Source organism: Vicinamibacterales bacterium, from assembly GCA_041659285.1.
Taxonomy (GTDB): Bacteria; Acidobacteriota; Vicinamibacteria; order Vicinamibacterales; family UBA2999; genus 12-FULL-67-14b.
This window is the reverse complement of the sequence record JBAZYO010000003.1, coordinates 221035-243302: the sequence shown is the minus strand read 5'-3', so window position 1 is coordinate 243302 and position 22268 is coordinate 221035. Positions and strand designations below refer to the sequence as shown.

Here is a 22268-nt window from a genome sequence, read left to right as displayed (position 1 = left end):
GGGAGTGGCTCCGGCCCTCATCAACCCCCGACCCCATGCCGCCGTCTAACCCTACAGGTGACGTGAAAAGCGCCGATCTCGAGCTGATTGGGCGCATCCGGGCGGGCGACGGGACGGCCTTCGAGACGCTGTACCGCCAGCACGCGACCCGGCTCTACAATCTGGCCAGCCGTATGATCGGCGCGAACGGCGAGGCCGACGACCTGCTGCAGGACATCTTCCTGCTGGCGTATCGCAAGATTGGGAGCTTCCGCGGCGAGTCGTCGCTCGGCACCTGGCTGTACCGGCTGGCCATGAATCACTGCCTGGACGTGCTGCGCAACCGGCACACGCGCATGGGCCAGCAAACAGACTCGCTGGACGAGCCGGACGCGACGCCCGTCACCTCGCCGGTGCCGGTGTTGAGCGCGGTCAGCCGCATCGACCTGGAGCGGGCCATCGCGGCGTTGCCGCCCGCCTGCCGGGCCGCCTTCCTCCTCCACGACGTCGAGGGGTTCGGCCACCAGGAAGTGGGCGCCATGCTGGGCGTGTCGGAAGGGACGTCGAAGTCGCAGGTGCACAAGGCGCGCCTGCGCATCCGGGGTTACCTGGCCGACGGGCTGAAGAAGAAGCGGGAAAGCTAGAAGTGGGAAGTCATGAACTGTAGCGACCTCAACGAAGCCCTCGTCGACTTTGTCGATGGGCGTCTCGCGCCCGCTGAACAGCGGAACGTCGAGCGGCATCTCGAGGGCTGTGACAACTGCAGCGCCCTGGTCACTGACCTGCGGACCATTCGCGCCGCCGCGTTCATGCTCGATCGGCACGAGCCGAGGGCCGAGACCTGGACCCGCCTGCAGGCGGCCGTTGCCGCCGAACCGTCGCCCAAAGGCCGGCTGCTTACCCTGCCGGCGCGTGGCCGCCGGCTTGTCCGCCGTAGCCCTGGCGAAGGTCGCAACTGGCCGGTGTGGCTCGGCGCCGCCGCCGCGCTGGTGCTGGCCACCGTCATTGGCCTGATGCCGTTGATGAACCGCGCGACGGATCCGAACGGCGCCGCGACGGAGGCGGCGGCCGAACCCGAGATCAGCGTCGAATCGGTGGCCGCGGAATTCGAGAAGGCCGAGCAGCACTACCAGAAGGCGATCGACGACCTGCAGACCATCGCCAACAAGGACACCGGCGAGCTCGACCCGCAGGTGGCCACCGTCCTGCAGAAGAACCTGTCGGTGATCGACCAGGCGATCAGCGAGAGCCGCGCCGCGCTCAGGTCGCAGCCGGCCAGCACCAACGCGCAAGACGGGTTGTTCGACGCCCTCCGCACGAAGGTGGCGTTGCTGCAGCAGACCGTGGAATTGATCAACGAAATGCGGAAGGGCAATCAAGCCGAGGCGGGGCGCAAGATCCAGTCCCTGTCGCAGTAGCCGACTTATGCGGAACAGAATTCTCACACGCCTGATCGTGGGCCTCGCCCTCCTCCCGGGCGCGGCGCCGGCGACCGCCGCCGTCACGCTGCGCGGCATCGTGCCCGAAGACGGCCCGCGCACCGGATGGTTCGAGCGCTACCAGGAGACCCGGCAAGGGCCCGAGACCGTTGACAAGGTGACGCAGACCTTCAAGGTCGGCGCCGAGGGCGCGCTCGACCTGGCCGGCCTGTCAGGGGACGTCCGCGTCACCGGCGGCTCCGGCAATGAGATCAAGGTCGAGGCCACCAAGCGCGTGCGCCACCGCGACGCCGGGGAAGCGCGGCGGCTGCTGAACGACCTCCGCGTCGAGATGAACAACTTCAACGGCCGCGTCGAAGTGCGGACGGCGTATCCGCGCCGCGGGGCCTACGACGAGCGCGGCCTCGTCGCGCGCGTCGACTACGTGATTGCCGTGCCGGCCGGCGCGTCGGTGTCGGTCAAGTCGATTTCCGGTGACATCATCGTGTCCGGGGCCCGCGGCGAGGTCCGCGCCGAAACCGTGAGCGGCGACGTGGACGTCAGCGCCACCCCCAACGTGACGGTGGCCAAGACGGTGTCCGGCAACGTGATCGCCCGCGACATCGGCGGCGCCACCACGCTGGTGTTGAGCACGGTCAGCGGTTCCGTGATCGCCTCGGGCCTCCGCGTCCGCGCCCTCGAGGCCGGCTCGGTCAGCGGCGACGTCAAGCTGTCGGGCATGCAGGTCGAACGGGTCGAGGCCAGGTCGATGTCGGGCAACATCGAATTCGACGCGCCGTTCACCAGGGCCGGGCGCTACGAGTTCACCTCGCATTCCGGCAACGTCCGCATTGTCGTCTCCGGATCCACCGGGTTCGAGCTCGATGCCGACACTTTCAGCGGCAGCGTCCGGTCGGACCTGCCGGTGACGCGCCGGGCCCTCGGCCGGGAGGACCGCGACCGCCGTGGCGGCGCCGGCAACCGGGCCATCCGGGGATCCTACGGCGACGCCAGCGCCATCCTGTCGGTCCGCAGCCACAGCGGCTCGGTGGTAATTACCAAGAAGTGACCCTTCGACTCGCGACAAGGCGTCCAGTGACGCCTTGCCGCTCGCTCAGGGCAAGGCTCTGCCATTGTTCGGCCTTGGCCTACCCCCTTTTAGCAATGGCCTGCCATGAGCGAGACCCGGCCTGGCCTGCCAGACGGGGTCGAGTCGAATGGCAAGGTTCTGGCATAATGAGAGCCGTAGGCGATCCACCGGATTGCCGCTGGAGGAGAACTCATGAAGGTCAGGTTTCTTATCGCAATGCTTGCGGGCGTGCTCATGGCGGGTGTCGCATCCGCGCAGACCACTCCGCAAGGCCAGGTTCCCGCTGGTGAGGCCACCCTCGGTTCGGTGCGTCTGCCCCGCAGCGTGATGGCCGATGGCAAGGCGCTGAAGGCCGGGACCTACCAGGTCCGTCTGACCGCTCAGGCCGCCGCGCCGGCCGTCGCCGGACAGTCGATGGAGCGCTGGGTCGAATTCGTGCAGGGCGGCAAGGTCGCCGGCCGCGAAGTCGTCAGCATCATCCCCGCCTCGGAAGTGAAGGACCTGCAGCCCGGTCCCGACGCGCCGGCGTCAACCCGGTCGGGCTCGAAGGTGGAAATGCTGAAGGGTAACGAATACCTGCGCGTGTGGATCAATCGCGGCGGTGTCGGCTACCTGATTCACATGCCGCCGTCGGCAATGTAGACCGCCAACCGTACCAGACAAAGCCGGGACCGCCAACGCGGTACCCGGCTTTTTCTGTTTCTAGCCGCCGATCGACATGACGTCGAACTGCTCGTGGTGCAGGTGCACGTCGGGCTTGACGATGATGTCGCGGCGCAGCAGTTCCTTGAGATCGCGCAGCACGCCCTTCTCTTCTTCCTGCAGCGCCCGCGCAATGTCGGGATTGACGCGCAGCAGCACGCCCGGGCCGTCGAGGTCCGCCCCGACCTTCCTCACCTCCGACAGGATCTCGTAACACACCGTCGCGCTCGACTTGATGGTGCCGGCGCCCGAGCAGTACGGGCACGGCTCGGTGAGCACGCGCTCGAGGCTCTGCTTGACGCGCTTGCGGGTCACGATCACGAGGCCGAAATCCGAGACCTGGAGGGCCTTGGAGGGCGCCCGATCCTTGCGCAGCTCCTGCTCCACCGCCCCGAACACCTTCAGGCGGTTCTTCTTCTCCTCCATGTCGATGAAGTCGCAGACGATGATGCCGCCGAGGTCGCGCAGGCGGATCTGGCGGACGATCTCCTTGGCGGCTTCGAGGTTGGTCTTGATGATGGTGTCTTCGAGGCGCCCGGCGGTCTTCTTGCCGACGTAGCGGCCGGTGTTGACGTCAATGGCGACCAGCGCCTCGGTCTGGTTGATGACGATCGAGCCGCCCGACTTGAGCCACACCTTGCTGCGCAGCGCCTTGTCGAGCTCGGCCTGCACGCCGTATTCCTCGAAGATCGGGAAGTCCTTGTCGTACAGCTTCACGCGCGGGGCCAAGCTCGGCATGATGCGGCCGATGAACTCCAGCGCGCGCTGGTATTCCACCGGGTGATCGATGCGAATCGCCGAGTAGTCGTCGGTGAGCAGGTCGCGGAGGAGCTTGGCGACCAGGCTGGGCTCCTGGTAGACGGTGACCGGCGAGCGCTTCTGCTCGCCGCGCTGCCGCATGTCCACCCAGATCTTGTAGAAGTAGTTCAGGTCGGCGAGGATGTCTTCCTTCGAGCGGTTCGACGCCGCGGTGCGGATGATCACGCCGCCGCCGAAGTGATGCTGGTCGCGGAACTCCTTGACGATGCCGCGCAGGCGCGTGCGCTCCTCGCGGCTGTCGATCTTGCGCGAGATGCCGATGTGGTCGACCGTCGGCATGAACACCAGGAAGCGCCCGGGCAAGGTGACGTGGCAGGTCAGGCGCGCGCCCTTGGTGCCCAGCGGCTCCTTGGCCACCTGGACGATGACGTCCTGGCCTTCCTTCAGCAGCTCTTCGATCTTCGGCTCGGGGGCGCGCTCCTTGCCTTCCTCGCGGTCGCCGCGGCCGCCGCGGCCACGGCCGCGCCGTTCGGGCTGAGGGCCGCCGGTCGCCACCGCCTCGCCGTTGGCGGCGTCCGCCGCCGGCTCGGCGGCCGGCGTCTCGTCGTCTTCCTTGTCGTAGTCATCCAGGTTGGCGATGACGTCGGAGACGTAGAGGAAGCCGTCGCGCTCGAGGCCAATGTCCACGAACGACGACTGCATGCCGGGCAGCACCTTCGAGACGCGGCCTTTGTAGACGTTGCCGACCACGCCGCGGTTCTGCTCGCGCTCGACGAAGAGTTCAGCGAGCTGGTCGTCCTCGAGAATGGCCACGCGTGTCTCGTGGCCATTCGAGGCAATGATCATTTCTTTGTTCATGGACAGGGTCCTGCGGAAATCGGCATCAGTTGGTAAACCGGCGCATCCGCACGTTGAGGATGAGCCCGAACCCGGCCAGCGTCGCGATCATGGAGGAGCCGCCGTAACTCATCAGCGGCAGCGTGAGCCCCTTGACCGGCGCCAGACCCGCCGACATGGTGATGTTGTAGACAACCTGGAACGTAAACGACGAGAGTACGCCCAGGACGAGATAGGCGCCGAGTCGGTCCTTGGCCAGACGGGCCGCATCGAGCGCGCGCACAATCACAAACAAGTACAACCCGAGCGCGACGAGCACCCCGACCAGCCCCTGCTCCTCGGCGAGCACCGAGAAGATGAAGTCGTTGTGCGCGACGGGAAGGAAGCGCAGCTGACCCTGCGTGCCCCCCATGAAGCCTTTGCCCCACACGCCGCCGGAGCCGACGGTGATGCGGGCCTGGATCTGCTGGTAGCCGGCGCCACGGGGGTCCTGCGCCGGATCGAGGAAGGTGGAAATGCGTTCCCGCTGATAGTCCTGCAGGCCGAACTTGTAGGCGATGGGCGCGGCGAGCACGGCGACCAGCACCATGGCGTAGACGTACTTCATCGGCATGCCGGCCACGTAGGCGACCACCAGCAGGATGGGCAGCAGGGTGACGGCCGTGCCCAGGTCGGGCTGGCGCGCGATGACCAGGAACGGCACCGCAGTGAGCACCACGGCGATGGCCAGGTCGGTGTTGGTGAGCGCCGCGCGCCGCTCTTCGCCCAGCATCTTGGCGAGCATCAGCGCCAGCGTCGCCTTGGCGAACTCCGACGGCTGCAGGTTGAAGAAGCCCAGGTCGATCCACCGGCGCGAGCCGCCGCGGACGGCGCCAAAGAACAGCACGCCGATCAGCGCCGCGACCATCGCCAGGTAGAAGAAATGCGACTTGTCGGCGAGCGACCGGTAGTCGAACATCAGGCACAGCACGAACGCCATCGCGCCCAGGCCGACGGCGTAGACCTGCGTCCAGTAGACGCGGCCGGCGCCCCCGGTGGTGCTGTAGATCATCGCCAGGCCGATCGCGACGATCGCGATCACGGCGCCGATCAGCAGCCAGTCGATGTGGTAATAGAGCCGGCGCTCGAACACTAGCGTGTGCCTCCGCCCGGCCCGCTGATGACGGCGGCGCGCACCAGCGCCGGCGCGGGGGCCGGCACGGTCAGCACCGGCAACGGCTGGCCGTCGCGCTGCGCGTAGTAGGTCTCGATGATGTGCCGGGCGATGGTCGCGCCTTCGGAGCCGTGCTCGGCGTGCTCGGCGAAGATCACACCGGCCAGTTCCGGGTTGTCGCGCGGGGTCACGAACACGAACCAGCCGTGGTCGCGCAGATCCTTCTCGCTGCCGCGGGCGCGCTCCTTGCCCTGGTTCGAAATCACCTGCGCCGTGCCGGTCTTGCCGGCGACGTCGCGGCCGGCGACCATCGCGCGTCTCGCCGTGCCGGCGCCGTTCACCGCCATCCACAGGCCATCGCGCACCGCCGCAATCGTGGCCGGCTTCAGGAGGAATGGCGCATACGGGCTGGGCGGGATCGGCACTGGCATCCAGCCCTGGCCATCATCGAACGCCTTCACCAGCCGCGGGATCACGCGAGTGCCGCCGTTGCCGACGGTGGCCATCATCACCGCCATCGACATCGGGGTCACCGACAGCTGGCCCTGGCCGATGGCGACGGAGATGGTCTCGCCCGCGTACCACTTCTCCCCAGTCCGCTGTTTCTTCCACTCGGTCGAGGGGACGATGCTCTCCACTTCGTTGGGCAGGTCAATCCCGCTCTTGCCGGCCAGCCCGAGCTTCTCGGCCCAGAGGTGCATCCGGTCCACGCCGAGCATGTCGCCCAGCGTGTAGAAGTAGGTGTTGCACGACTTCTCGATGGCGTGCCGCATGTCCATGTAACCATGCCCGCCGGCCAGGTGGCACTTGAAGAAGCGGCCGTAGAACGTGCCGCCGCCCGGGCAGTAAATCTGGCGCTCGGGAGTGATCACGCCCTCTTCGAGGGCGGCGGTGGCGACCACGATCTTGAACGTCGAGCCCGGCGAGTAGCGGCCCTGGATCGCGCGGTTCTGCAGTGGCCTCAACTTGTCGGTGTTGAGCTGGTTCCAGGTCGCGCGATCGATGCCGGTGGCGAAGTCATTGGGATCGAAGGCCGGCAGGCTGGTGAGCGTCAGCACGTCGCCGGTCTTCGGCTCGAGCACGATGGCCGAGCCCCAGCGGCCGTAGGCCTTGAACGCGTCCTCGGCCGCCTGCTGCATCGCGTAGTTGATGGTCAGCTGCACGCGGCGGCCCTGCACCGGCGGCACTTCCTCGAGGGTGCGGATTTCGCGGCCCATGCTGTTGACGACCACGCGGCGCGCGCCGTCTTCGCCCATCAGCATCTTGTTGTAGACGCGCTCGATCCCGAATTGCCCGACGATCGAGCCGCTGGCGAGCCGGTCGGCGGCCACCTGGTCCTCGCTCGCCTCACCGACGTAGCCAATCAGGTGCGCCGCCATCGACTGGTCCGGGTATTCGCGCGTCGGCACTTCCTGGACGATGACATCCGGCAGCTCGAAGTCGAGGCGCCGCGCCGTGACGGCCGCGACCTGGGCCAGCGTGGCGTCCTGGATGATCACGATCGGGCGATAGCTCGGCTCGCGGCGCTGGCGATCGACGATCTCGCGGACCGTCTTCTCCTCGACGCCGGTGACCGAAGCCAGCGTGCGCACCGTGCGATCGAGGTCCTTGGTGTGCTCGCGGACAATCGAGATGTTGAAGGAGTTGCGGTTTTCCACGAGCAGGCGGCCGGTGCGATCGAACATGATGCCGCGCGGGGCGCGCAACGTCAGCGTGCGCTGATGGTTGTTCTCCGCCATCTCCTGGAACTTGGCGTGCTGCACCACCTGGAAGAACCAGAAGCCGCAGGCGAGCAGGCCGAACGCCACCGCCACCGACACCCGTAGCACGATGAGCCGGGTGGTGAGACGGCGCCGATCTTCGCCTATGGCCATACGATCCTGTAATTATCGCTTCAAAAACCGCCCGGCGCGACGCCGGTCTACGAAGCCGGGCAGCCATTCGATCAGCTGGAACCCGACCACCCCGACAAACCCGTTCCCCAGGGCCTGCCCGATCACCGCCGGCGTCGGGTTAGGAAACTGACGAAGGTCCAGCAACACGTAGAGCCCCATGAAAATGGCGGCGTGCAAGGCCGTGGCCATGACCAGCAGGACAAACCTCGGCAGCGGCCCGGTCAGGATGAACTGCGTCGCCAGCACCCCCGACAGGAAGCCGACGATGGTCTTGGCCAGCCCGCCGATGCCCAGGATCGGGTTCGACATCGCGTCCTGGATCAGCCCGGCGACCGTGCCGGCCAGGAGCCCGGTGACCGGCCCCGACTTGAGCGCGATATAGACGACCACGATCAGCACGAGGTCGATCGCAGCCGTGCCGCGGATGACGACCCCCGCCAGCGTGGTCTGCGCCGCCAGCGCGGCCAGGATGGCGGCCGCCGCGGCGGCGGTCCTCACGACTCACCCTCGGGCACCTCGCGCGACGCCGGCGGCGTCCGCACGATCAGCACTTCCTCGAGGCGGGTGAAGTCCACCGCGGGCCTCACCGTGATCTGATGATAGCCGCCGCTGCCGCGATCGACCTGCTCGATGGTGCCGATGACGAAGCCCTTGGGATAGATGCCGTCGATGCCCGAGGTCACGACCAGGTCGCCGGGTTTCACGTCCGACGTGGCCGGCACGTACTCCATGCGGAGCGAACCGTCGCCGAACCCTTCGACCACGCCTTGCACGCGGGTGCGTTCGATGAGCGCGCCGGCCGCGGCGTTGCGATCGATCAGCAACTGCACCTTCGAAGCGCGGCCGCTCGGCAGAATCACCCGCCCGACGACCCCGGCGGGCGAGATCACCGCCATGTCGGTCCTGAGGCCGTCCGAAGTGCCCTTGTCGATGGTGACCGTGCGGAACTCGGGGCTGGCGGCGCCGGCAATCACTTCAGACGCCGTGGTGTCGAGGTTGGCGCGCTCGCGCAACTCGAGCAGCTGGCGCAGGTTGTCGGTGCGCTGGGCCTGGGCGTGTTCTTCCTGCAACCGCACCTGCAGGGTCTGCAGTTCGCCCTTGAGCGCCTCGTTCTCGGTGCGGACCTGGCGGAGCGCGATGTAGCCCGACCACAGGTTGCTGACGCCGTTGACGACGGCCATCGTGCCGCGCTGCACTTCCGCGAACGACCCGAACGTCACTACCTGGAGCACCGGCAGCCCCGAGGCGGTGTTGACCTGGGCGGAGATCAGCACGACGTGCAGCAGGATGGCTGCGCCGAGCAGCATGCCCGGCCGTTGTCTGATGTCGGCGATCGCCATGGGCCACCCGGCCTTAGTCGATGGCGATCTTGCGGAGCAGATCGAACTCGCCCAGCATCTTGCCGGCACCGAGCACGACCGACGACAGCGGGTCTTCCGCACTCGACACCGGCAGGCCGGTCTCTTCGCGCAGCCGCTTGTCGAGGTTCTTCAGCAGCGACCCGCCGCCGGTGATGACGATGCCGCGATCGACGATGTCGGCCGACAGCTCGGGGGGCGTGCGCTCGAGCGCGATGCGGACCGCGTCCACGATCACGTTGACGGTCTCGGCGAGGGCCTCGCGGATTTCCTCGTCGCTGATGGTGATGGTCTTCGGCACGCCTTCGATCAGGTGGCGGCCCTTGATCTCCATGGTCAGCCGCTGGTCCAGCGGATACGCGGAGCCGAGCTCCATCTTGATCTGCTCCGAGGTGCGCTCGCCGATCAGCAGGTTGTAGGTCTTCTTGATGTACTGGATGATCGCTTCATCCATCTCGTTGCCGGCGACGCGCACGGCCTTGCTGTAGACGATGCCCGCCAGCGAGATCACGGCGATGTCGGTGGTGCCGCCGCCGATGTCGACGATCATGCTGCCGGCCGGCTCGGTGATGGGCAGGCCGGCGCCGATCGCCGCGGCCATCGCCTCTTCAATCAGGTGCACCTCGCTGGCCTTGGCGCGATACGCCGAGTCTTTCACGGCGCGCTTCTCGACCTGGGTAATCTCCGACGGCACGCCGATGATGATGCGCGGCCGCACCCAGACGTTGCCGTTGTGGGCCTTCTTGATGAAGTACGTCAGCATCTTCTCGGTGACGTCGAAGTCGGCGATCACGCCGTCCTTCATCGGTTTGATGGCGACGATGTTGCCGGGCGTGCGCCCGAGCATCTCCTTCGCGCCGGTGCCGACGGCCTCAACCCGGCCGGTGACCTTGTTGACCGCCACCATGGAGGGCTCGTTGACGACGATGCCTCGTCCCTTGGCGTACACGCAGGTATTGGCCGTGCCGAGATCGATGGCCAAGTCGGTGGAGAGAAATGAGAGAAACGAACCAAGACCCATGTTTTGCAGAACCGTGTAATTCCCGCCGGCCTATTCGGCTTGGGCGATGCGAACCCCGTTTTTACCCGAATCCTTGACTTGGTACATCGCCATATCGGCCGCACGCACCAACTCTTCAGCAGACGCAGCGACGTCGGGCAAGGTCGCCACGCCAACTGAGGCGGTCAGCCGCAGGTTCAAGCCGTTCCCAGCCAGGAACGGATGAGCCGCCACGCGCTCCCGCACACGATCACCAACCGCCACGGCACCCTCCGACCCCGTGTCGGGCAGGACGATTGCAAATTCGTCGCCACCAAAGCGGGCGACCATGTCGGTTTCACGGGCGCACCGCCGGATCACGGCGGCGGCCTCGACCAGTGCCGTGCTGCCGGCCTGGTGCCCGTGGTTGTCGTTGACGCCCTTGAACCCATCCAGATCCACGAACAGCAGTGAAAGAGGACGGCCCGAACGCGACGCGCGCTTGGCTTCACGCCGCAGCACCTGGTTCAGGTACCGCGAGTTGTAGAGCTGCGTCAGGTCGTCGGTAACCGACAGCGCCTCGGACCGCCGCAGCCGCAGGGCGTTGTCGAGCGCCTGCGCGGGGCCTTCCAGCATCACCCCGAGCAACTGGCCAACGGCCGGTGTCAGTTGCGGCGCCGACGACGCCGCCTGCCGTTCGGCGACCACCAGCGCGGCCACGGTTTGCGCCCGGCAGCGGAGCGGCCACGCCAGCACGGCGCCAGCGGCGCCGGCCGCCCTCGGGTCTTTCCGGAGGTCCGCCGACGCGAGTTCACGCCCGTGCGCCATCACCCAGCGCGCCACACCGATCGCCGCGGGCGTGAGCGCCGGCCCCATGCCCTTTGACGACAGGCCCACGACTTGTCCGTCGAGGTCGGCCGCGAACACCCCGCACGCCGGCGCCTTGAACCACTCGTCTGCACGGGCCACGACCAGTTTGCCAATGCTTTCGGGGTCAAGCGTGTCGTGTGCGATGCGAAGTAGTGCCAGGACGGACTCAGTCCGTCCGAGACGGTTTTTGAGCGCGCGCTGACCCCGACGCAGGCGGGCGGCCAGATCCGGACGGCGAGAACCGCCGTAAGTCATTCAACTGTCAGAATATATCATGCGACACCGGCTTCCGCACGGGGGTTCCACCAAGGAATACCCTTCCGGCGGTTCCGCCCGGGGTTCGTGCTACGATTCTTTTTTCCCAGAGGACTCACAGCGATGACGATGCTCGACCGGATGCGGAGACACAAGGGCTGGCTCAAGTGGAGCCTGGCGTTGGTCGTCTTGACCTTCGTGGTCTTTTACATCCCAGACTTTCTGACCACCCCCACCGGCGCGGCGCCCAGCGAAGTGCTGGCCGACGTGGAAGGCGAGCCCATTCTCGTGGGCACGTTCACGAGGCGGTACAACGCGCAAGTCACGGCGTACCGCAACGCTTACGGCGCGCAGATGAACGACCAGTTGCTCAAGCAGCTCGGCATCGACCGCCAGATCCTGCAGCAGCTCGTGGACGAAGAGGCCATGGTCGCCGAGTCGCGCAAGCAGGGCATCACCGTCAGCGACGTCGAGATTCGCGAGCGCATCCTCGCGCTGCCCGGCTTCCAGGAAAACGGCAAGTTCGTCGGCGAGCAGCGCTACCGGCAGATCCTGCAGTTCCAGAACCCGCCGCTGTCGACCACCGAGTTCGAGACCAGCCTGCGCCGCGCGCTGCTGATCGAGAAGCTGCGGACCGCGCTCACCGGCTGGATGTCGGTCAGCGACGCCGACATCGCCGCCGAGTTCCGCAAGCGGAACGAGAAGGTCAAGCTCGACGTCGTGCCGGTCACGGCCGACGCGTTCAAGAGCCAGGTCACGGTGACCGACGCGGAACTGGTCCCCTACTTCGAGAAGACCAAGGACAAGTACCGCATCGGCGAGAAGCGCAAGATCAAGTACGCGATCGTCAACGTCGATCAGGTCCGCGCCACGGTCACCGTGCCCGAGGCCGAGATCGCCGCGTTCTACCAGCAGAACCTGACGCAGTACCAATCCCCCGCGCAGGTGCGCGCCAGTCACATCCTGTTCAAGCTCGAAGGCAAGGACGAAAAGACGGTGCAGGCGCTGGCCGCAGACGTGCTGAAGAAAGCCAAGACCCCGGGTGCCGACTTCGCCGCGCTGGCCAGGCAGTACTCCGAGGACGACACCAACAACACCAACGGCGGCGACCTGGATTACTTCGGCCGCGGCCGCATGGTGGCGGAATTCGAACAGGCCGCGTTCGCGATGAAGGCCGGCGAGATCAGCAACCTGGTCAAGACCGCGTTCGGCTTCCACATCATCAAGGTGGTGGACAACAAGCCCGACGCCACGCGCGCGCTGGCCGAGGTCCGCGCCGAGATCGAGGATCAGCTGAAGTGGCAGAAGGCGCAGGCCGAGGCCGAGCAGATCGCCAAGTCGCTCGAAGCCACCACCAAGACGCCGGCCGACCTCGACAAGGTCGCCAAGGAGCGCGGCCTGACGGTGGTGGAGACCGGCCTGATCGCGTCGGACGAGGCGATCCAGGGCGTCGGCGCGCAGCCGGAACTGTCGGGGCGCGTGTTCGGCATGAAAGAAGGCGAAGTGACGCCCGCCATGCGCGTGGCCACCGGCTGGGTGTTCGCGACCGTGACCGGCCGGCAGGATTCGTACGTGCCCAAGCTGGATGAGGTCAAGGCGCGGGTGGCGGATGACGTGCGCCAGGAGAAGGCCGCGGAGCTGGCCAAACAGCGCGCCACCGCGATCGCCGCCGACCTGAAGAACGCGAAAGACTTCGCCGCCGCCGCCAAGCGCGCCGGCCTCGAAGTGAAGACCACCGAGTTGATCGCGCGCGGGACGGCCATTCCGGACCTCGGCATCAGCGAAGCGGTCGACGCCGCCGCCTTCGCGCTGCCCCAGGGTGGCGTCAGCGACGCGATTTCCACGCCGGCCGGCACCGCCGTCATCCGCGTGGCGGAGAAAGTCAGCGTCACCGACGCCGAGATTGAAGCCGGCAAGGACGTGCTGCGCGATGAGCTGGTGAACACGCGCCGCGACAAGTTCTTCGGCGCCTACATGCAGAAGGCGAAGACGGGCCTGAAGATCGCCATCCGCGAGGACACGCTGGCGCGGGTGGTGGGCGGGGTCTAGGGTTCGCGGGGACTGCCCCCGAGCAAGGGGACTGACCCCGACCAAGTAGTGCGGAGGGGTCTGTCCCCTCCGCGCGGGCACAATCGCGAACGGGTCAGACCCCTCCGAACCACTTGGTCGGGGTCAGACCCTTATCTGACAAACACATACGGCATGTGCGCGAGCACCTGTCCCGAGCGGAACAGCCGCGCCGGCGCCAGCAGCGCCGACAAGGCCTTCCGCTCGCGCGGGCCCAGCAACTGGACCAGCGCGTCGGCGGCGGAACGTTCCTGGATGCGCCCGATCGGTGACTGCAGTTCCTCCGCCAGCACCTCGTAGACGCTGCGGCGCGGCGGGTAGACCACCAGCTCCACTTCTTCGTCAGCCGGAATCCTGGCGCGCTGCTTGGCCAGGTCGATGGCGGTGTAGAGCCCGCCGAGTTCATCCACCAGGCCCAGCTGCCGGGCCTGCTCGCCCGTCCAGACGCGGCCCTGCGCGACCTCATCCACTTTTTCCGGCGGCATGTGGCGCGCCGCCGCGGTGCGCTCCACGAACTGGTCGTAGACCGATTGCATCGACTCCTGGATCTTGGTGCGCTCCTCCGGTGAGAAGCGGCGGTCCGGTGAGTACATCTCGGCGTGCTTGCCGCGGCTGATCGACTCGATGTTGGCGCCGAGCTTGTCGAGGCTGCCGGCGGTCACGAACTTGCCGGTGTAGACGCCGATCGATCCGGTGAGCGTGCCGGGCTGCGCCACGATCGCGTCGCCCGCCAGCGCGATGTAGTAGCCGCCCGACGCGGCCAGGTCCGACATCGAGACAATCAGCGGCCGCGTGTTCTCGCGCGAGATCGACAACTCGCGCCAGATCACGTCGGAGGCCGTGGACGAGCCGCCGGGGCTGTCAACGCGCAGCACGAAGGCGCGGATCGAGCGGTCGGCGCGCGCTTCGCGGATGTACTTCACGAGCGAGTCGGAGCCGACCACGGCGCCGTTGACCGGGTCGAAGCCGCTCTGGCCGGAGTTGATCACGCCCACCGCGTTGATCACCGCCACCTTGGCGCGGCGCGTCACGCCGGTCGCGCTCCACGACACCTGGGCGTAGTCTTCGGCCTTCACCAGGTGGGCGTCGCGCAGATCCGGGTTGATGTCGTCGAGCTCGTCCTCGTAGGCGACTTCGTCGATCAAGCCCAGGCGCAGCGCGTCCACCGGCAGGAACGGGCCCTGGTCGATCAGCGCCCGGACGTCGGCTTCCGATTTCTTGCGCGCGTCGGCAATGCCGCGCACCAACTGGTCGTACTGGCTGCGATTGAGCGAATCGGCCATCTCGCGATGAGCGGGCGTGAACGACTTTTCCAGGTAGGTGTTGACGGCGCTCTTGTAGTCGCCAACGTGCAGGAAGTCGGGGTAGGTGCCGATCCAGTCGAAGGCGCCGCGGAGAAACACCTCGTAGCTCGCAATGCCGGTGAGGTCGAGCGTGGCCGACGGCAGGAGGTAGACCCGATCGGCGGCGGTGGCCAGGTAATATTCGCGGTCGCCGGCGTACTCGAGCCAGGCGTGGACGTACTTCCCGCTGGCGCGGAAGTCATCCAGGGCGTCGCGCACCTCCTGGATCTTCGCCCAGAACGGCGAGCTGAGGTTGCCCGGCCGCAGCAGGATGCCGGCAATGCGCGAATCGCCCTTGGCCTTGTGGATGAGCTCGATGTATCCGCGCACGGTCAGGTCGTCGCCGCCGAACACCACCTCGGGCAGCACCTCGGGCAGGTCGCCGGTGGGGCTCAGGACGAGCGTGGCGCGGGCGGGCACATCGGGCTCCTGGCCAACCACGAAATACAGCATCAGCAGGGCGGCGGCCGAGACGAGGGTGGCCACGACCAGGAATCCGAAGACGAACCCGGCAGCACGTTTCACAGGGATCAGTATACCGGCGCGATTTTCCTGCACAAATCTATGCGGCTGAGCCGCCTTTCCCTACACTTCGGAGCGTGGTGTTCGCGCAAGACCGCGTCGTGCCCAAGGCGGCGGCCATCCTGATTGGCGCCGCGGCCCTGCTGCTCGCCCTCGCCGACGCGCCGGTGGCCCACCGGTATGCAGATACCGACCTGATCGCAATCGTGCTATCGCTGGTGATCGGCGCCACGGCGGTCATCACCGCGTTAGGGCCCGGACGGCTGTGGTTCGCGCTGGCGCGGCGGTGGCCGCACATCGCCCTTGGCCTCACGGTCAGCGCCGTCACCGCCGCCATTGCCCTGGTGGCGGCGGAGTACACGACGAGGTGGCTGTATCGCGACATCACCACCACGTCGGACGACCGCGGGTATTTCTCCCATCGCTGGCAGCGCACGGCGCTGTCGCTCAACACCCACGGGTTTCGCGATCGTGAGTTTCCCGAGGGCAAACCGGCGGGTGTCTTCCGCGTGGCGGTGCTCGGTGATTCGTTCGCCTACGGCAACGGCATCGCCGCCGGGCAACGGTTTTCGGATCTCGTGCGGGGTGCGCTGCCATCCGGCGTCGAGATCCTCAATTTCGGGGTGCCGGGACACAACACGCCGGAGCTCGTCTCGGAGTTGCGCTCGCGCGTCGTCCGCTTCGCGCCCGACTTCGTGCTGGTCCAGTGGTTCGTCAACGACGTGGAGGGCGACAACCGCGAGCGGCCCCGCTACCAGCCCTTGCTGCCCTTCCCTGCCGCGCATGAGTGGCTGCACGAGTCATCCGCGGCCTACACCTTGTTCGACACCTGGTGGACCCGCCGCCAGGTCGCCGGCCTCTCGGGCACGTCGTACGCGGGCTACATGCGCGCCAGGTTCGGTGACCCACAGAGCGAGGCAGCGCGGCTGGACCGGCAGGCCCTGCGCGCCCTCGTTGCCGAAGCGGAAGACCGGCACATCCAGATCGGGTTTGTGCTCTTCCCCGACATTGCCTACGAGCTTGGGGACGCGTATCCGTTCACGTTTCTCCATGAGCGAATGCAGGCCTTCTGCGCCGAGCGCGGGCTGACCTGCCTGGATCTTCGTCCCGACTTCGCGGGCGTGCGGAACCGGCCGTCGCTGTGGGCCAACCGGCTCGACACGCATCCGGGCGCGCTCGCCAACGTCATCGCCGCCACCCGCATCGTCCAAACCTTTGAACCCCACTGGCCAGGCCAACGCCGATAGGAGTATCCCCATGTCCGTCGAGCGCAATCGTTCCCTGACGACTTTCCTGCTGATCGTGATCGTGATCCTGTTGGGCCAGATCGTGTGGCAGGGGCTGCGCCTGCGCGCACTTCGGGAGGAGATGGGGTTCAACCAGCGGCACTTCGACGAGCAGATCGGCCGGCTCGCCACCGAGCGGCTGCAGGGACACCGCGAAGACATCGTGCGAACGACAGCGTGGCTGCACGAGTTCTACGCCTCGCCCGATGGGCTCGCGCGCCCTGACGGCTTGTGGATCGCGAACGGGAAGCACCCAGACTTCGAGGCCATCGGCGCGTGGGTGTTCGACGTCTACCTGAATGCCCGGGTCAACGGCGCGACCGATGCCGACGCGCGGCAGGCCGTGGTGGATGCCATCCGCGGAACCGACGAGTGGCGCCGGGTCCACGCCCGCTAGCGGCTCGGGCAAAAAAATGCCGGGGCCCGAAGACCCCGGCATCAGGAGGGACGCGAGTTGTGGGTTACGGGTTGATCGAGCCGAACAGTACCAGCCGGGCCGCTTCGCGCAGGCCGCGCGCGGTGAACGGCTTCTCGAGGAACGCGGCGCCATCTTCCAGCTCCATGCGGTTTTCGAACAGCATGTCGCTGAAGCCGGTCTGGTAGAGCACTTTCACCGACGGAAAGCGCTGGCGCACATGGTCGGCCAGTTCCCGGCCCTGCATGTCTGGCATGGCGTAGTCGGTGACCAGCAGATCGACGTCACCGGAATGCTCGCTGAGCTTCTTGATGATTTCAGGACCACCGTTGGCCATGATCAGCTCGAAGTTCTCACGCTGCAGGATGCGCGCCAGCACGTCGAGCATCATCGGGTCGTCGTCCACCACGACGACGGTCTTCTTGATGCCGATGGGCTTGAGTTCCGCCTGGGGCGCCTTCGGGCGCGAGTCGTCGTTGGGCGCCGTCAATGGGTTCGAGGTCAGCGGGATGTCGGGGATCTCGAGCGGCGGGCGCTCCGCAATCGCGGCGGCTGAGGTCGGGTCGGCCAGCTTCGTCGGCAGCACGGTGACGTTCGCCGGCTGGGCGGCCACCGGCTCCGGACGCGGCGGCGCGGGCGGCAGGTCAACGTAGTACGCGTGCGGCAACTCGCCGTGTCCGACGGCTCCCCACAGTTGATTGAGCAGGTGTTGCGGCAAGCCGATGTCCACGCCGGCGACGAGCACGTCGGTGCAAAGCGATTCGAGTTCACGAATCCGTGCGCGGAGTTGTTCCTGATCCTGTTGATCCGCCACAACTTTGCCTGCGGACCAGACGCGAGACCCTGCCCCGTCCAGCCCGCCAAAGAAGCTTACCGCCATACTATCCTGCTTCCAGCCGGACTCGCGCACAAGGCCGCACATGGGCGCGCACGCCTCGGACTGTGCGCCAGTGTCGCAGATTTCCGCGAAAACCGGCCAAATTGCTTGCGTTCCCATTGACGTCTTGCCTCCTGATGCCCATCCCTGGTTCAGGAGTCGTGCCAACCGGGACCGACTCAACCACACCGCCTTCGTCTGTATTAGTAGACGGACAGACCCGGCAGCCTTCTCACCGCATTCGGCCCCGAAATAAATCCTTCCGTGTCCGTTACCGTCCTTGTGTTAGCGGCGGCGCGTCCAGATAATCGTACGGGTTCCCATCCAAATTCACGTGGATTATCAGCGGCTGCTCATCGACCACCTCGATCTCGTTGAGCAAATCGTGAGGACGACCGGCCATCGCCGCCATATGTCGGCGGCCGAACAGGACGACTTTGGCGGTTTCGTCCGCCTGCGCCTGATCGACAACAACTACGCGGTCCTTCGCAAGTTCCAGAATCGCAGTTCGTTACGGACCTACCTGGCCGCGGTCGTCGAGCGGCTGTCGCTGGATTATTGCGTGGAGCGCTGGGGCCGGTGGCGGCCCTCGGCGGTGGCCAACCGGCTGGGACCGGTGGCCGTGCTGCTCGAACGGTTGGTGACGCGCCATGGCAAAACCCTCGAGGAGGCGATCGAAATCGTCCGCACCAACCACAGGGCTCCGGCCTCGGAGGCGGAGCTGCGCGCCATCTGGAGTCAGCTCCCGGTCCGCATCAAGACCACGGAGGTGAGTGAGGATGCGGCTGCCGCCGTCAGCGCCAACGACAGCTCCGAGACGACGATTGAAGATGCAGAGCGACACCAAGACATCCAGCGACTCGAACGCACGTTGCGATCGGCCTTCGACGCCGTATCGGACCAGGATCGCGTGTTGATTGCACTGCGATTCGACCAGGATCTCCCAATGGTCGAGATAGCCAGACTGATGGGGAGCTCGGTCCCCACGGTGCATCGACGGCTGGAGCGGGCGGTCGGGCTGTTGCGGCTGGCACTCTCACAATCCGGCGTCGATCCGCGCGAAGTATCCGGCCTGATCGGCCACGCCACCATTGCCCTGCCACCGATGCTGCGGGCGGAGGTTGAGAGATTTATGGGACCTGTCCGTCTACCTAATCGAGATGGTTAATCCACACGCGCGCTGCCCGGAGCCGGAACTCCTGGCGGCGTACATCGACCGGGGCCTCAGTTTGGCTGAACGTGCCCGGGTGGAGCGCCATCTTGCCTCGTGCCCTCAGTGCGTTGCACTGGTGGCCGGGGTCGTGCGAACGGTCGCGGAGGTGTCAGAGTTCACACCCCACGTCGAGGTCGCGATGGAGGCAACTTCACGCGTGGCCCGGCGAACCCTGGTGGGTGTGCTGGCAGCCGCGGCTGCCGTGCTCGTGTCCTTGTTCGCGCCCTCACTCGTGAGGCCGTGGCTGGGTCGCGACACGGGGCTCGTGAGTCTTGTCGGCGTTGGTGAGCAGCGATCGGTTCTCGGCCGGCTGACCGGGGGGCTCCCGCATGCCCCACTGGGTGAGCCATCTGCTGGGGGGCAAGGTGGCCGAGCCGCCGAGACCGATCGCATTCTCCTGATGGCCGCCAAGATTCGCGAGTCGTTCGGCGAACGTGACACCCCGTCGCGGCTGCACGACCTGGGCCGGTCGCAACTGCTCGCCGGCCGCTACGACGACGCCGCCGAGTCGTTGCTGGCGGCGTCGCGCGAACAGCCGGCCAACGCGCGGTATCTCAACGACGTGGCCGCCGTGCAACTCGAACGCGCGCGCCTGGGCCTGCGTCCCGACGACCTGCCGCGCGCCCTCGCCTCCGCGGATCGGGCGCGCCGTCTCGATCCGTCGCTGAACGAGGCGTGGTTCAACCGCGCGCTGGCGGCGACGGCCCTGTCGTTGCACGATCAGGCCAGGAGCGCCTGGGTTGAATACCTCGCCCGCGACTCCTCCTCGGCATGGTCCGCGGAGGCCCGCGCGCGGCTGGACCAACTGTCGAAGCCCACGGCCGCGGCCGCCTGGGTGAGCCTGGAGCGGCGGCTGGATGGATCGATCGATGCCGCGCTCGCCGACGAGGCCGTGCGCACGCAGACCACCGAGGCGCGCAAGCTCCTCGACAACACCCTGCTGCCTGACTGGACCGCGGCCGTCCAGGGCGGGCGTAGCGCCGCTGGTGAACTGGCCCGCATCAGGAGCATGGCCGACGCCTTTGCCCGTGTCGCCGGGGATTCACTCTACCGTGACGTCGTCGCGGCGATCGATCGGGCCGAGGCGCGAGGCCCGGCGGCCGTCACCGCGCTGGCCGCCGCTCATGCCACCTACGCCACCGCCGCCGCGTTGTACGCGGAGGATCGCTTCGCGGAGGCCGCGCCTGGCTTGTCTGCATCCAGGTCGTTGCTCGCCGGTTCGGGGAGTCCGTTTGCCGACCGCCCGGCGCTCGACCTGGCGACCATCCTCTACGTGGGCGGCAAGGCCGACGACGCGCTCGCGACGCTGAGCAGCACGCTGGCGTCCGCGCAAGCCAGCGGCTACGCCTTCCACGAGGCGCGAGCGACGTGGATCCAGGGCCTGATTGCGTTTGGCCAAGGTCGATTGGCGGAGGCGCAGTCGCGGTACGAGCAGACGCTGGCGAGTTTCGAACGGATGGGCGATGCCGAGCAGGTGGCGACCGCGCACACGCTGTTGGCGGCACTGCACTTCTACCTGGGCGATCGGGCCACAGAGTGGCATCATCGGCTTCGATCGCTCGAGGGCCTCGGCGTCTCCAGGTCGCCACGGCTGCGGCATGCGGTCCTGAGTACGGCCGCCGCCGCGTTGCGATTCGACAACCCTGACATTGCCCTTCTCATCCAGGACGCCGTCCTCGAGAACGCCACCAATTGGGGCCGCAAGGCGGCGATTGCCGAGACGCTGTCACAGCGTGGTGCGGTATTCCTCGCACTCGGTCGCCTGTCTGAGGCCTCCACCGACCTCGCCAACGCCCGCAAGACGTTGCTCGAGGTGCCCGACGCACAATTCCGGAGCCGCCTCGAAGTTGCGCTGTTGGCTTCCGAGAGCGACCAGTTGCGCGGCAGTGACCCTGAAGCCGCCGTCGCCGCGGCGACGCGCGCGATCGCCCTGGTTAGCCAGCGTCGCGATCAACTCAGGCTGGCGCAACTCAATCTCAAGCTCGCGACTGCCAACCTCGCGTGGGGACGCATACCGGATGCCGAAGCCGCGATTGACCGTGGTCTTCGCGCGTTCGAAGCGGAGCGGGCATCGCTTGCAGACGAAGGCAGACTCTCGACGCTGGACGAATCGTGGCGTTTGTTCGACGTTGCGGTCCAGCTCGCGTTGAAGAAGAAGGACTATCCTCGAGCGTTTGCCCTGACCGAGAACGCACGCGCGCGGACGCTGGTCGAGGCCAGGCGGAACGCGCGGCCGCGCACGCTCACCGATGTGCAACGCGTCGTCCAGCCGGATGAAGCACTCGTGGCCCTGAGCCAGTTCGACGACGAGCTGGCCATCTGGGTCATCAGGCACGACGGCACCACCGTGGTGCATCGCCCCGTCACCAGACTCGATGCGGTCCGCCTCGTCGCCAGGCAGCGCGACGAGATTCGCCACGAGGCGCGCAATCCGGACGCCAGCGCGGACCTCTTCAACCAGATCCTGCGCCCGATCGCGTCCCAGTTGAAGGGCGTGTCGAGGCTGATCGTGGTGCCGGACGCCCCGTACGAAGATGCGGCCTTCGCGGCATTCTGGGATCGGTCCCGGCAGCGCTTTCTCGTGGAAGACGTCTCGGTGAGCATGTCACCCAGCGCCTCGCTGTTCGTGTCCGCCGCCGGACTGCGACAGTCCGCAGGCAACAACGACCCGCTGATTCTCGGCGGTCCCGGTTCCAAGGCGGAAGCCGAGGCCCGCGCGGTGGCCGGCGTCTATCCCGCCCGCACCTTGTTGACGGGTGCGGACGCCACCAGGACGCGGTTCCTGGAGCAGGCCGCCGGCCGGCGCGTGTTGCATGTCGCGGCCGGCACCGCCACCAACGCGACCCACCCGATGCTCTCGCGCGTGCTGTTGGCCGACGAGCCGGGCCGCCGATATTCCGGCGCGCTGATGGGGCTGGAGATTGCCCAACAGGCCATGCCGACGACCAGTGTCGTGGTCATCGATGAGGTCGAGCCTGGCGAAAATAACCGCGGCGAAGGCACGCTCGCGCTAACCCGGGCATTCATGGCGGCTGGCATCCCGGCCGTCGTCGGAACGCTGCCGGGCGCCGACGAAGCAGCCGCCCGCGAATTGATGGTGGGCTTTCATCGCCAGATGTCCACGGGCATCTCCGCTGAGCGGGCCCTCGCCACTCTCCAACGCAACGTACTGCACAGTAACGGCCGTCGACTCGGCGCTTGGAGTGCGTTGGTGCTATACGGCTCCGATCGATAGCCCCCCAACGACAGG

The 22268-nt window shown here is 67.2% G+C and carries 18 protein-coding genes; 9 read left to right on the top strand and 9 right to left on the bottom strand.

Features of this window, described 5'->3' with window-relative positions; all coding sequences use genetic code 11:
• Positions 1 to 62 precede the first annotated feature (62 nt).
• The 4 genes from WC815_06025 (at position 63) to WC815_06010 (ending at position 3129) form a co-directional block, all read left to right on the top strand.
• Positions 63 to 623, top strand: a complete 561-nt coding sequence (locus tag WC815_06025; protein MFA5908312.1) for an RNA polymerase sigma factor — start codon at positions 63 to 65, stop codon at positions 621 to 623.
• A 12-nt stretch (positions 624 to 635) separates the two neighbouring features.
• Positions 636 to 1397, top strand: coding sequence for a zf-HC2 domain-containing protein (locus WC815_06020; GenBank protein MFA5908311.1), 762 nt, complete (start codon positions 636 to 638; stop codon positions 1395 to 1397).
• Between the two features lie 7 nt (positions 1398 to 1404).
• The gene (locus WC815_06015; protein MFA5908310.1) at positions 1405 to 2466 is read left to right on the top strand and encodes a DUF4097 family beta strand repeat-containing protein; all 1062 of its coding nucleotides are present in this window, start codon (positions 1405 to 1407) and stop codon (positions 2464 to 2466) included.
• 213 nt (positions 2467 to 2679) lie between these two features.
• Positions 2680 to 3129 (top strand): hypothetical protein, encoded by a 450-nt coding sequence (locus WC815_06010; protein ID MFA5908309.1) that lies wholly within the window; start codon positions 2680 to 2682, stop codon positions 3127 to 3129.
• Between the two features lie 60 nt (positions 3130 to 3189).
• On the opposite strand, the gene WC815_06005 is transcribed toward WC815_06010, so the two are convergent.
• The 7 genes from WC815_06005 to WC815_05975 are packed head-to-tail and all read right to left on the bottom strand — an operon-like array spanning position 3190 to position 11139.
• Positions 3190 to 4806, bottom strand: coding sequence for an Rne/Rng family ribonuclease (locus WC815_06005; GenBank protein MFA5908308.1), 1617 nt, complete (start codon positions 4804 to 4806; stop codon positions 3190 to 3192).
• Positions 4807 to 4831: 25 nt separating this feature from the next.
• Positions 4832 to 5917 (bottom strand): rod shape-determining protein RodA, encoded by a 1086-nt coding sequence (rodA, locus tag WC815_06000; GenBank protein ID MFA5908307.1) that lies wholly within the window; start codon positions 5915 to 5917, stop codon positions 4832 to 4834.
• Entirely contained in the window at positions 5917 to 7812 is a 1896-nt protein-coding gene (gene mrdA / locus WC815_05995) for a penicillin-binding protein 2 (protein MFA5908306.1), read from the bottom strand. Before mrdA ends, rodA begins: the two co-directional genes overlap by 1 nt.
• Positions 7813 to 7824: 12 nt before the next feature.
• On the bottom strand, positions 7825 to 8331 hold the full coding sequence (gene mreD / locus WC815_05990; protein ID MFA5908305.1) for a rod shape-determining protein MreD: 507 nt from the start codon (positions 8329 to 8331) through the stop codon (positions 7825 to 7827).
• Positions 8328 to 9173, bottom strand: a complete 846-nt coding sequence (gene mreC / locus WC815_05985) for a rod shape-determining protein MreC (GenBank protein ID MFA5908304.1) — start codon at positions 9171 to 9173, stop codon at positions 8328 to 8330. The genes mreD and mreC overlap by 4 nt, the downstream gene beginning before the upstream one ends.
• A gap of 13 nt (positions 9174 to 9186) precedes the next feature.
• On the bottom strand, positions 9187 to 10212 hold the full coding sequence (locus tag WC815_05980; protein ID MFA5908303.1) for a rod shape-determining protein: 1026 nt from the start codon (positions 10210 to 10212) through the stop codon (positions 9187 to 9189).
• A 30-nt stretch (positions 10213 to 10242) separates the two neighbouring features.
• A complete protein-coding gene (locus tag WC815_05975; GenBank protein ID MFA5908302.1) occupies positions 10243 to 11139 on the bottom strand; it encodes a GGDEF domain-containing protein in 897 nt (298 codons plus the stop codon).
• Positions 11140 to 11418: 279 nt separating this feature from the next.
• Between WC815_05975 and WC815_05970 the strand changes: the two genes are divergently transcribed.
• Positions 11419 to 13344, top strand: a complete 1926-nt coding sequence (locus tag WC815_05970) for a peptidylprolyl isomerase (GenBank protein ID MFA5908301.1) — start codon at positions 11419 to 11421, stop codon at positions 13342 to 13344.
• A gap of 131 nt (positions 13345 to 13475) precedes the next feature.
• On the opposite strand, the gene sppA is transcribed toward WC815_05970, so the two are convergent.
• Positions 13476 to 15230: a signal peptide peptidase SppA gene (gene sppA, locus WC815_05965; protein MFA5908300.1), complete on the bottom strand. Its 1755-nt coding sequence runs from the start codon at positions 15228 to 15230 to the stop codon at positions 13476 to 13478.
• 74 nt (positions 15231 to 15304) lie between these two features.
• Here sppA and WC815_05960 point away from each other — a divergent pair, with 74 nt between their 5' ends.
• Positions 15305 to 16474 carry an SGNH/GDSL hydrolase family protein gene (locus tag WC815_05960; protein MFA5908299.1) on the top strand — a complete coding sequence of 390 codons (1170 nt, stop codon included), beginning with the start codon at positions 15305 to 15307 and terminating at the stop codon, positions 16472 to 16474.
• A 10-nt stretch (positions 16475 to 16484) separates the two neighbouring features.
• Entirely contained in the window at positions 16485 to 16910 is a 426-nt protein-coding gene (locus tag WC815_05955) for a hypothetical protein (protein MFA5908298.1), read from the top strand.
• A gap of 64 nt (positions 16911 to 16974) precedes the next feature.
• On the opposite strand, the gene WC815_05950 is transcribed toward WC815_05955, so the two are convergent.
• Positions 16975 to 17673 (bottom strand): response regulator, encoded by a 699-nt coding sequence (locus WC815_05950; GenBank protein ID MFA5908297.1) that lies wholly within the window; start codon positions 17671 to 17673, stop codon positions 16975 to 16977.
• Positions 17674 to 18139: 466 nt separating this feature from the next.
• On the opposite strand from WC815_05950, the gene WC815_05945 reads away from it, so the two are divergent.
• Both WC815_05945 and WC815_05940 read left to right on the top strand, forming a co-directional pair.
• Complete coding sequence (locus WC815_05945; protein ID MFA5908296.1) at positions 18140 to 18973, top strand: sigma-70 family RNA polymerase sigma factor; 834 nt, start codon at positions 18140 to 18142, stop codon at positions 18971 to 18973.
• 445 nt (positions 18974 to 19418) lie between these two features.
• Positions 19419 to 22253 (top strand): CHAT domain-containing protein, encoded by a 2835-nt coding sequence (locus tag WC815_05940; protein ID MFA5908295.1) that lies wholly within the window; start codon positions 19419 to 19421, stop codon positions 22251 to 22253.
• The last annotated feature ends 15 nt before the right edge of the window (positions 22254 to 22268 follow it).

What these genes read in the sequence shown, in the direction of transcription:
- WC815_06020 (MFA5908311.1), top strand. Translation starts at nt 636, where the DNA reads ATGAACTGTAGCGACCTCAACGAAGCCCTCGTCGACTTTGTCGATGGG.
- WC815_06015 (MFA5908310.1), top strand. Translation starts at nt 1,405, where the DNA reads ATGCGGAACAGAATTCTCACACGCCTGATCGTGGGCCTCGCCCTCCTC.
- WC815_06010 (MFA5908309.1), top strand. Translation starts at nt 2,680, where the DNA reads ATGAAGGTCAGGTTTCTTATCGCAATGCTTGCGGGCGTGCTCATGGCG.
- WC815_06005 (MFA5908308.1), bottom strand. Translation starts at nt 4,806, where the DNA reads ATGAACAAAGAAATGATCATTGCCTCGAATGGCCACGAGACACGCGTG.
- mrdA (MFA5908306.1), bottom strand. Translation starts at nt 7,812, where the DNA reads ATGGCCATAGGCGAAGATCGGCGCCGTCTCACCACCCGGCTCATCGTG.
- mreC (MFA5908304.1), bottom strand. Translation starts at nt 9,173, where the DNA reads ATGGCGATCGCCGACATCAGACAACGGCCGGGCATGCTGCTCGGCGCA.
- WC815_05980 (MFA5908303.1), bottom strand. Translation starts at nt 10,212, where the DNA reads ATGGGTCTTGGTTCGTTTCTCTCATTTCTCTCCACCGACTTGGCCATC.
- WC815_05970 (MFA5908301.1), top strand. Translation starts at nt 11,419, where the DNA reads ATGACGATGCTCGACCGGATGCGGAGACACAAGGGCTGGCTCAAGTGG.
- WC815_05955 (MFA5908298.1), top strand. Translation starts at nt 16,485, where the DNA reads ATGTCCGTCGAGCGCAATCGTTCCCTGACGACTTTCCTGCTGATCGTG.
- WC815_05940 (MFA5908295.1), top strand. Translation starts at nt 19,419, where the DNA reads ATGGCCGCCAAGATTCGCGAGTCGTTCGGCGAACGTGACACCCCGTCG.